Source organism: Aquabacterium sp., assembly GCF_049274795.1.
In the GTDB taxonomy this organism is placed as follows: Bacteria; Pseudomonadota; Gammaproteobacteria; order Burkholderiales; family Burkholderiaceae_C; genus Aquabacterium.
In genome coordinates this window covers 21,516-32,471 of the sequence record NZ_JBASTH010000059.1, presented here as the reverse complement: position 1 = coordinate 32,471, position 10,956 = coordinate 21,516, and the positions used below count along the sequence as shown (strand labels likewise).

Below are 10,956 nucleotides of genomic sequence, written 5' to 3'. Positions count from 1 at the left end.
CGGTGAAGTTGTTGCCGGTGTTGGTCAGCGTGATGGTCTGGCCGCTGGCCGACACGTTGCTGGTGCCGGTGACGGTGAGCGCCTGCGCCGCACCTTGGCTGACGGCGCCAGCACTGGTGGTCGACAGGTTGCCGGTGACGCTGGTGGTGCCGAAGGCCGTGGTGCCGCCTGCGGTGGTGGTGGTCGTCAGGCCGGCCGCGGAGCCGGAGACGCCGAGGTTGCCGCCGGCGATCAGCGTGGCCGCGCCCGAAGCCGTGATGGCGGCGTTCAGGGCATTGGTGTCGGTGATCTGGACGGCCGCGCCCGTGGCCGAGACGCTGCCGGTGAAATCATTGCCGGTGTTGGTCAGGGTAATGGCGTGACCGCTGGCCGAAAGCGTCGTCGTGCCATCGACATCCAGTGCGCCGTTCTGCGTGATCGCGCCACCTGCGGTGACGGAGAGGTTGCCCCCCACGTTGGAGGCGCCCAGCAGCACGCCTGCTGTGTTGACGATGGTGGCGTGGCCCAGCGCGCCCGACGTATTGACCGACACGCCGCCGGTGACCGCCTGCTGGTTCACCAGGATGGTGGCGTTGCTGGCGCTGGTGGTGTAGCTGGCCCGGCCGCCCACGGTGATGGTGCCGACATCGGTGATGTTGCCGGTGGTGGCCGTGGCCGCGAGATTGCCGCCCACGTTGGAGGCGGCCAGGTCGATGCCTGTGGCGTTGGCCAGGCTGGCATTGCCGTTGGTGCCCGTGGTGTTCAGTGCAACCGTGCCAGTGATGTCCTGCGTGTCGAGCGTGATGGTCGCGTCGTTGCCCGAGGTGGTGTAGCTGGCGTTGCCGCCCACCGTGATCAGGCCGCCATCGGCCAGGTCGCCCGTGAGGGCCGTGACGTTCAGGTTGCCGCCGATCGTTGATGCGTTCAGGGTCAGCGTCCGCGCATTCACGATCTGGACATGGGCATTGCTGCCCGTGGTGCTGAGGGTGACGGTGCCACCGATGTCCTGCTCGTTCAGGGTGATGGTCGCATCCGTGGCCAGGGTGGTGTAGCTGGCGTTACCGCCGACGCGGACGGTGTCGGGGCTGGCCGTGGCGGCATCCGAGATGTTGCCTGCGTTGGCCGTGACATCCAGGCTGCCGCCGACACGGGAGGTGGCCAGGTTGATGTCCGTGTTATTGACGACCGTCGCATTGCCGGTGGGCCCGGTGGTGTTGACCGAAATGGTGCCCTGCACCGCCAGCTTGTCGACGACGATGTCGGCGTTGTTGGCCGTGGTGGTGAACGACGCCGTGCCCCTCACCACCACGCGGTCGGTGGGCGCCCCGCCGATGGTGATGCCCGTGGCACCGCCGCTGGTCACGCTGAGGTTGCCCAGGATGGTGAGCGAAGGCAGCGTGATGTCTGCGGTGCTGAAGTTCAGCGTCAGGTTGCGCAGATTGCTCAGGTTGTTCAGCGGGAACAGGGACGTGAACGTGGAGCCGCCCAGGGCCAGATCACGCACATTGTCCTTGTTGCCGCTGATGGTGAAGACGCCGCCGAAGGCATTGCCGCCATTGCCCAGTTCGATGTCGGAATTGGGGTTCAGCACGGCCACGGTCACGGCATCGCCGGTCGTGAGCGTGGCCCCGCTGGCTTGCGTGATGTGGCTGCTGGAGGTCACCTCCAGCGAGCCGCCGATGTTGGAGGTGGCCAGCACGACGGCCTGCGCATTGTTCAGAACGACGTTGGCGCCCAGGCCGTTGGTGGACAGCGCGATGGCGCCCGTGACGTTCTGGTTGCCGACCGTGATCGTGGCGCCTGAGGCGGTGGTGGCGTAGCTCGCGCCACCGCCCACGCTGATGGTGCCTGTGTCCGTGATGTTGCCGCTGCCGGCCGTGACGCTCAGGTCGCCACCGATGGTGGACGCAGCCAGCGCCACGCCCGTGCTGTTGGTGATGGCAACATCGCCGTTGGCACCGCTGGTGCTAAGCGTGAACGCACCCATCACGGCCTGGGTGTCCAGGGTGATCGTGCGGTTGGCCGTGGAGGCGATGTAGCGCGCCGTGCCGGCCACCGTGATGGTGCCGGTATCGGTGATGTTGCCGTCGGTCGCGGTGACGCTCAGGTTGCCGGCCACGGTGGAGGCGGCCAGGGTCACGCCGGTGGCGTTGACGATGGTGGCGTTGGCGCCCACGCCGTTGGTGTTGACCGTGAACGAGCCGGTCACGGCCTGCTCGTTGACCGTGATGGTGTTGTTGGCCGTGGCAGTGGTGTAGCTGGCATTGCCGCCGACAGTGACAGTGCCGCTGTCGATGATGTTGCCGGCGGTGGCTGTGGCAGTGAGGTTGCCGCCCACGTTGGAGGTGGCCAGGTTCACGCCTGAGGCATTGACCAGGGTGACGTGACCCATGGTGCCCGTGGTGTTGGCCGACACCGTGCCCGTGACGGCCAGTTGGTCAAGATTGATGACCGCATTGCTGGCGGTGGTGGTGAAGCTGGCATTGCCGCCCACCGTGCTGGTGCCGCTGTCGGTGATGCCGCCGGCGCCGCCGCTGGTCACGGCCAGGTTGCCGCTGATGCTCAGGCCTGACAGGTCGATGTTGGCAGCGCTGAAGTTGAGCGTCAGGTTGCGAAGGCTCAGGCCTGCCAGCGAGGGGCTGGCCGCCGATGCCGAGCCGTTGGCCACGGCCAGGTCACGGATGTTGGTCAGCGTGCCTGCGAAGATGATGTTGCCCAGGCTGTTGCCGGTATTGCCCAGGTTGATCTCCGAGGCGGCGCTGCCGACTGCCAGCGTGGTGGTGCCACCGACCGTGAGCGTGGCCCCTGTGGCTTGCGAGATGCTGCTGCCGGAGGTGATGCCCAGGTTGCCGCCCACCGAGGAGGTGGCCAGCACCACATCCTGCGTGTTGTCGATGAGCGCGTGGCCCGTTGCGCCATTGGTGTTGAGCGCGAAGGTGCCTGTCACGTTCTGGGTGTCGAGCGTGATGCCGGTGTTGGCGGTCGTGGCTGTGTAGCTGGCGTTGCCCCCGACCACGATGGTGCCGGTATCGGTGATGTTGCCGTTGCTGGCCGTGACGGTCAGGTCCCCGCCGATGCTGGACGCGGCCAGCTCCACGCCCGTGTTGTTGGTGATCGCGACATCGCCATTGGTACCGTTCGTGCCGACCGTGAAGGCGCCGGTGACCACCTGGGTGTCCAGCGTGATCGTGCGATCAGCCGCCGAGGCGATGTAGCGGGCCGTGCCGCCCACCGTGATGGTGCCGGTGTCGGTGATGTTGCCATCGGTGGCGGTGACATCCAGGTTGCCGCCGATGCCGGACGTGGCCAGGGCCACGCCGTTGGCGTTGACGATGGTGACGTTGGCGCCGCTGCCCAGGGCGCTGAGCGTGAACGAGCCGTCCACATCCTGCTGGTTGAGCGTGATGGTGTTGCCGGCGATGGTGTTGGTGTAGCTGGCATTGCCACCCACGGCCACCGTGCCGCTGTCGGAGATGCCGCCGGTGGAGGCTGTGACCGTGAGGTTGCCGCCCACACGGGACGCCGCCAGCTCCACGTCCTTGGTATTGACCAGGGTGGCGTTGCCGGTGGGGCCCGTGGTGTTGGCCGCCAGCCTGCCCGTGACCGCCAGTTGGTTGGCGAGGATGTTGGCGTTGTTCTCCGAGGTGGTGAAGCTGGCGTTGCCGCCCACCGTGATGGTGCCACCGTCCGTCAGGTTGCCCAGCGTGGCGGTGGCCGTGAGGTTGCCGCCCACGCTCGACGCGGCCAGGGTCAGTGCCGTGGCGTTGACGATGGTGGCATGGCCAGCTGCACCCTGCGTGTTGACGGCGATCGTGCCATCGACCGCCTGGGTGTCGAGCACGATGGTGGTGCCGGCGGTGGAGGCCGTGTAGCTGGCGTTGCCGTCCACATTGACGGTGCCGCTGTCGGTGATGTTGCCGTTGGTGGCCGTGACCGTCAGGTTGCCGCCCACCGTGGAGCCTGCCAGGTGCACATCGGTGGTGTTGACGATGGTGACGTCACCGTTGGCGCCATTGGTGTTCACGGCGAACGAGCCGGTGACGGCCTGCCTGTTGAGCGTGATGGTGCCGTTGGCGGCTGTCGCCGTATAGCTGGCGTTGCCGCCGACACTGACGGTGCCGGTGCCGATGGTGGGCGCCTCCGAGATATTGTCCATGGTGGCGGTGGCCGTGAGGTTGCCGCCCACATTGGAGGCCGCCAGCTTGATGGCGGTGTCATTGACGACCGTGGCATTGCCGGTGGGCCCCGTGGTGTTGACCGCGATGGCGTCTGTCACCGCCAGCTTGTTGGCGACGATGCTGGCGTTATTGGCAGTGGTGGTGAACGATGCGGTGCCATCCACCTTCACGCGGGCGGCCGCTGCGCCACTGATGGTGATGCCGGTAGCGCCGCCGCTGGTGACGCTCAGGTTGCCGGTGATGTCGATGTCGGCCGCGACGAGCGTGACGTTCGCCGTCGTGAAGTTGAGCGTCAGGTTGTTCAGGTTGGTCGTGCCTGAGAGCGAGGGCAGCGCGGCCGCTGCATGGGTGTTGGTGAGCGCCAGGTCGCGGATGCGGGCCTTCTGGTTCAGGGTGATGGCGCCGGCCATGCTGTTGCCGGCATTGCCCAGCAGGATGTCAGAGTTGCTGGCGCCCACCTCCAGCGTGGTGGTGCCGCCCACGGTGAGTGTTGCGCCACTGGCCTGGGTGATGTGGCTGCCCGAGGTGACGGACAGGTTGCCGCCGACGGACGATGTGGCCAACTCGACATCCTGGGCGTTCACGACGACCACGTCGCCGTTGGTGGCGTTGGAGTTGACCGAGATGGTGCCCGCGACGTTGAGTTGGTCGACCACGATGTCGCGTGCCGCGCCCGTGGTGGTGAAGCTGGCATTGCCCGTAGCTGTGATCGTGCCCGAGTCCGTGATGGCGCGGTCACCACCTGTGCCGTTGGTGCCGCTGGTGCGCCCGCTTTCGATCGTGATATTGCGCAGCGACAAGGCCGGCAGGGCGATGACATCGACGTTGCCGGTGTAGATCAGCGTCAGGTCGCGCAGGCTGCTCATGCTGGCAAGGCCGCTGGGCAGTGCCGCATTGTCATGGATGTTGCGGATGGCCAGATCTCGCACGTTGGCAAGCGTGCCGGTGACCGCCACCGTGCCTGCCAGGGAGTTGGCCTGGTTGCCGAGCAGGATGTCGGAGCTGGCCGAGTCCACGCGCAGGCTGGTGTCGCCGCTCACCGTGAGCGCGCCGGTCTGGGTGATGTGGCCGCCGGATCTGACGCTCAGGTTCCCGCGGACACTGCTGGTGCCCAGGGTGACGGCGCTGGTGCTGGTCACACTGACATCGGCCTGGCTGGTTGCACTGACCGTGTTGAAGGAGGCCGCGCCGCCCAGCGTGACGTTGGTGAGCGTGATGCCGTTGGGCGCCGTCGTGGTGGAGAAGGCGGATGTGCCGGTAACGGCCAGGGTAGAAGAGTTGGTGATAGGGCCGCCAGCCGTGATGCTCAGATTGCCTCGCACGCGGCTGGTGCCCAGATTAATCGCATTGCCGCTGACGATGGTGGCGTTACCCGTGTTGGCCAATGCGTCGGTTGTGACCGACAACGTTCCCCCGACCGTGAGGCTGTTGAGGTTGATGTCCTCTTCGGCTGTTGTCGTCTCGAACGATGCATTGCCTGTGACGGCGATGGCGGCGGTGTTGTTGATGGAGCCGCTGTTGGTGGCCGTGGCCGTGAGGCTGCCAGCGACATTGGACGCTGTCGTGGCGAAGGTCAGGTCGCCGCTGTTGCTGACCGTGACGTTGCCGCTGTTGGTGGTCGACACGGACAAGTTGCTGACCTGGGTGCTGACGTTGATGCCCGTGCTGCCGGCGCTCAGCGTGACCAGACCGGAGTCGGCCTGGATCAGGCCGCCGCTGGTCGTGGTGATGCCGCCGATGCCGTCCAACTCCGATCCCGAACCATTGGCCGCGTTGGCCGTCAGCGTGATCGTGCCGGTGCCCTGCACGCGCAGGAGGTTGGCGCCCAGCGAAATGTGCCGTCCGGCAGAAAACACCACGCTGTTGTTGTTGTCCATTGTCAGGTTGGTCTCGAGGAAGATGTCCTGAGACGCCTGCAGGCGCAGTTCGGAGGCACCCGTGACGGTGCCGTCCACATTGATCGAGACGGTCGTGCCCGCGGCATCCGCGAAGGCGACGTCGGGGGTGCCGTTGGGCTTGTTCGTCAGGGTGGTGCCGCCGCTGGCGACCAGGCGGATGTCCTGGGGGTCGAGCAGCAGCACGCCGCCCAGCCCCAACGGGGCATCGAGCTTTACCAGCCCATCGAAGGCCAGCGACTGCTTGCCCGACACCTCCACGAAGCCGCCGTTGCCGCCTTGCTGGCCGCCTTGCGACTCGATGGTGCCGAAGAAACGCGTGACCTCGTCGGACCACACGATGACCTTGCCGCCATCGCCGCCGGTGATCGCATTGGCCTTGATGGTGGCATCCTGGCCGATGTAGGTACGGCTGGCGCGGCGCTCATCGCCCGAGCCCTGGTAGTTGCCGCCCACCAGCACTGTGCCGCCGCCGGCCTGGCCGGAGGCATCCAGGCTGGCCGAGCCGAACAGGCCGACCTTGTCACCCAGCACGCTGATCTGGCCGCCGCGCTCACCGGCGTCATCACCGGTGACATCGACCACGCCGTTGACCGCGGTGACGCCGGAGCTGCCGCCATCGATCACCACGCGGCCTTCGCGTGTGCCCAGGCTGCGTGCCCGGATGATGCCGTCGACGTTCAGCACCGTGTCGGCCAGCGTCTCGCGTGCGCGGGCCTGGATATCCACCGTGCCGCCATCGGCGACGATGGTGCCCAGTTGCGACAGGCGCGTGGCGGCTTCCTGCGCATTGCCCACCTGCAGGAAGATCAGGCCATCGCCATCCAGGTCGAGCAGTGCCTCGGTGCCGGCCGCCAGGCCCACGCGCGGGGCCTCGATGGTGCCGGCCTGCGTCACCTGCGGGGCGACAAAGGCCACGGTGTCACGCGCCTGGATCAGGCTGCCGGCTGCTTGGGTGATGGCGCCGGCGCCACCGGGCACGCTGCTGAACTTGTACTGGCCCTTCATGAAGTCGCCATCGGACATGTTCAGCGTGGACGCGACGAGCGAGCCCACATCGGCCCGGAAACCGCTGCCGAAGACGATGCCGTTGGGGTTCAGGAAGAACACGCGCCCATTGGTCTGCAGGCTGCCCAGCAGGTAGGTCGGGTCGTAGCTGGTGTCGCGCACGAGCAGGCTGGAGCGGCCGCTCAGCATGTCGATGGAGACGGACTCGTTGGCGCGGATGGACGAGTCCTTGGTGTTCACGATGGCGGTGTTGGTGTGCACCGTCACGTTGGTCGAGTTGCCGCTGGTGCTCGACGACACCTGCCCCTGCACCACCTGCCCGATGTTGAATGCCCAACTGGCCATGGGCATCATCGCGGCCATGAGCGCCGCAGGCAGGGGGCGCAGTGCCCAGCGACGCGGGGACGAAGTCAGTTGGCGGGCACGACGTTTCATGGCGAGTCTCAGGATGTCAGGGCGGTACTGCTTGGCGTCAGCAGGGTTATGTGCGGATCAAAGGCTCTTGGTGAACACGGCGTACACACGCGGTGTGCGCTCTTTCTTGTCGTTCACGGCTTCGCCTTGTGTGGGCCAGGCCAAGCTGATCCGCATGGCGAACGATTGCGGCCGGTCCCAGACGAAGCCGATACCGGCGCCGGCCAGCGTGGGCGTGTTGTCGGTCAGCGAGGGCGCGCCCTCCAGGTCTTGGCGCACCTTGGCGAAACCGACGTCGTAGAAGACGCTGAAGACCATCTCGCGGCTGACACGGCCGAAGATCGCTTCCGGCGGCAGCCAGCGCAGTTCGGTGGTGATCAGGTGGGCTGTGTCGGCCGTGCCCTCGCCGGGCGCGAAGGCGCGCACGCCGGACGGGCCGCCCACGCCGAAGCGCTCCGTGGTGTCCAGGTTGACCGACGCGATCTGGCCCTTGTAGCGCAGGTAGGCCAGCAGGCGGTTGTTGATGATGTTCTGCAGGCGCGAGTAGCCGAGCGTGTACTTGTTGAAGCTGCTGGGCACGGCCAGGTTGCCGTCCTTGAGCTTGACCTTGCCGCTCATCCACGTGAGCTCGTAGGCATTCACACCGCCGGTCAGCAGGTTGTCGCGGAAATCACCCACCAGGCCCAGTTGCACATCGTTGGTTTCCTTGTCGGTCGTCAGCCCGGCGATGGTGTCGGTGTAGGACTTCTGCTCGACCGTGGCCAGCGCGAAAGAGTTCAGGTTACGCGAGCGCACCAGCGGGTACAGGCCAAACACGCTGTAGGCATTGGCCGTGCCATGCAGGTCCAGCGTGAAGATGTTTTTGTCGAGCTGGTACTGCACGTGCGAGGCCGAGGCGCCCAGCTTCAGGCCGTCCGAGCCTACCGGCACGGAATAGCTGACCAGACCGAACTTCAGCCCACCGGTGGTGGAGGCCAGTCCGCTCACGGTGAGGTTGTCGCCCAGGCCCAAGGGGCTGGCCACGGTGGCCACGCCCGTCAGGCGGTACTCGCCTGAATAGCGCGACCCGTTGATGTCGAACTCGACGCGACCGCTCACGCGCTCTTCGGCCTGCGGGGTGACGACCAGCGAGGCGGTGCCCGGCGTGCGGCCGGCCTTGACCTCGAAACGCGCGCGCACCCCGTACAGGTCGTTGACGGTGAACACGACCCGCTCCACATCACGCACCTTGAGGATGGTGCCGGGCTTGAGGCGTGCCAGGAAGCGCTCGATCACGTCGCGCTTGACGAGGGATTTCTCGGGCCAGTTCAGGATGACCTGGTCGAGACGGCCTTCGAGGATGGCGATCTTGACGTTGCCGTCCTTGGGGTCCTGTTCGGGCAGGTAGGCGTAGGCCAGGTAGTAGCCCAGTTCGCGCTGCATGAACCGGGTGACGGCCGCGGCGGCATTGACCAGGTCTTCATAGCTGCGCTGCGCCCCTGTGAAGGGGGCGGTCAGGCCGTGCAGGGCCTGTCGCACCTCGGCTGGGGCCGAGTCATCTACCGTGTAGGCCTTGACGTCCAGCGTGATGTCGTCGCTGGGCTTGCCCAGCTCCCGCGGCGGGGCGGCGGCGGGCAGGGGCTCGACGGCCGTGTCCTTGACCAGGGGCAGTTCAGGCTTGATCTGCTCAATGGTGGGCCGGGTGCCGGCGGGGGGCTCGTTCGGGTTCGGCGGGGTCACCCCCTGAGCGACCGCCCAGCCTGCCTGGCTCAATACACAGGCCACGCTCGTGCACAGCAGCCACGAACGGGCGTTTCCTGAAAGTTTTCCCACGGGATCCTCGTCCAAGCAACAGCTAGCCTGGCACCGAGTTTTTCAGGAACGGGCGCAGGGCAGAATAATTGGAAACAAATTCAGCGCGAGTATCGCCGCGGACGAGGTATCCGGTCACCCTGAAGCTAGGGGGCTCTCCTCTTTTGGGGGTGAGGGGAGTTCCGTGTTATCCCTAGTTTTAGGGGGCTGGCCAAGTCACTGTGCCACTGATGGTGGTGGTCGTTCCGACGGGAACGCTGGGCAGGCTGTAATTGGTGAATGTCAGAGTGCGCGCAGTTGTATTGACCGCAGCAGTGCCAGATGCCCCGCACGCTGGGCTACTAGTCCCACCGCATTCAAAACGGTACTGAGTGCCCGAGATGTTGATCTCGGCCTCCATGACTCCCACGGCGCCGGTATTTTGGTCATAGATGAATGCGAGATAAAACGTTCCCGCATCCCTCAACTGAACCGTGACGTCAGTGCCACTCCGGAGTGTGGGTTCTGGACGATTGAGCAGGTAGGTGCCTGCGGCTGTGCCTGTCAGTGTCACCTGCCCTACAGGCGGTGGAGCAATCTTGTCGCCGCTGTCACCACCACCACCACACGCGCTCAGCAGCGTCAGCAGAGACAGGGAAAGAACACTGATCGTGGGCGAGAGGGTCGGGCGCATGGGAGGAGTTTCCTGCTTGAATCGATAGACGGCCCTGATTCTAGGGGCCTGCTTCCCATGATCTGCAACCGGATGTGGCGGCTCCGCGCCGGTGCGAGGAGCGCCCCCCTATTACTAGGGGGTTAGGGGCGATGGCCCAGCCACTTCGCCGTCAGTGAGGGGCGGTTGCGGGCCCCGAATCGGCGGTACAGGGCGGTCACGTACTGGTGCGCCGTGTTGGTGCTCAGGTTGAGCTCGGACGCGATCTGTTTTTCCGACAGGCCGGTCAGCAGGAGCAGCAGCACCTTGCGCTGGTGGGGCGGCAGAGGGCCGGAAGCGAGCACCGGGCCGTGGCTCAGGCTCAGCCAGTTCAGCCAGCGCGACAGCCCGGCCAGTGCCAGCTCCAGCGTGGCGCGGTGCGATTCGGCGAACGGATCACGCCCCTGGGCGCGCATCAGGTGAAAGTGCATGCGGGCGCCGCCGCTCATGGGCAGCGTGAGGGACAGCTCGGGCCCGGTCATCTCCGTGGGGGCGGGCTGGTACAGGGTCCAGAACACCTGCGAGGCGATACAGGCGGTGCCGCCAGGTTGAGTGGAGGCCAGCAGTTCCCAGCGGATGCCGTCGGCGCCCAGTACTTGTGCGAGGCGCTGTAGCAGGTGCAGCAGCCCTGCATCGATCTCGTGCGCGGACAGATCCTGGATCTCCTGCCACAGGCGGGGCAGTTCCAGGTGGCTGGCGGGCGTTGGCGCCAGGTCACGCGTCTCGAATGCAGATGCCAGGGCGACTCGGCGGGCAGGGCGGCGCTGTACCTGGCCCCAGCGGGCGAGTGCGTCGTCTTCCTGCTCCGGCAGAGGTGAAGCGTGACTGGGCAACATGGTGGGCTCCTTGAGTTTGGCGGCATCGTGCCGCAGCGCAGCCGGTCTTGCAACCGTACGAAAGGACGGATACCTGATGTGTAGTGTGTAAAAGTCACGTGGCACATCGAGCGTTGCGGATGGTGAAGCGAAGCCGTCCGCCAGGCATCCGGCCATTGGTACGG

At 66.3% G+C, this 10,956-nt stretch carries 4 protein-coding genes; all 4 read right to left on the bottom strand.

Features of this window, described 5'->3' with window-relative positions:
* A partial coding sequence (locus WAQ08_RS09050) for a filamentous hemagglutinin N-terminal domain-containing protein (RefSeq protein WP_422191111.1) occupies positions 1 to 7,495 on the bottom strand: 7,495 nt, incomplete at its 3' end.
* A gap of 57 nt (positions 7,496 to 7,552) precedes the next feature.
* Complete coding sequence (locus WAQ08_RS09045; protein ID WP_422191109.1) at positions 7,553 to 9,286, bottom strand: ShlB/FhaC/HecB family hemolysin secretion/activation protein; 1,734 nt, start codon at positions 9,284 to 9,286, stop codon at positions 7,553 to 7,555.
* 178 nt (positions 9,287 to 9,464) lie between these two features.
* Positions 9,465 to 9,938 (bottom strand): hypothetical protein, encoded by a 474-nt coding sequence (locus WAQ08_RS09040; protein ID WP_422191107.1) that lies wholly within the window; start codon positions 9,936 to 9,938, stop codon positions 9,465 to 9,467.
* A 122-nt stretch (positions 9,939 to 10,060) separates the two neighbouring features.
* A complete protein-coding gene (locus WAQ08_RS09035) occupies positions 10,061 to 10,792 on the bottom strand; it encodes a helix-turn-helix transcriptional regulator (protein ID WP_422191105.1) in 732 nt (243 codons plus the stop codon).
* Between the last annotated feature and the right edge of the window lie 164 nt (positions 10,793 to 10,956).

What these genes read in the sequence shown, in the direction of transcription:
- WAQ08_RS09035 (WP_422191105.1), bottom strand. Translation starts at nt 10,792, where the DNA reads ATGTTGCCCAGTCACGCTTCACCTCTGCCGGAGCAGGAAGACGACGCA.
- WAQ08_RS09040 (WP_422191107.1), bottom strand. Translation starts at nt 9,938, where the DNA reads ATGCGCCCGACCCTCTCGCCCACGATCAGTGTTCTTTCCCTGTCTCTG.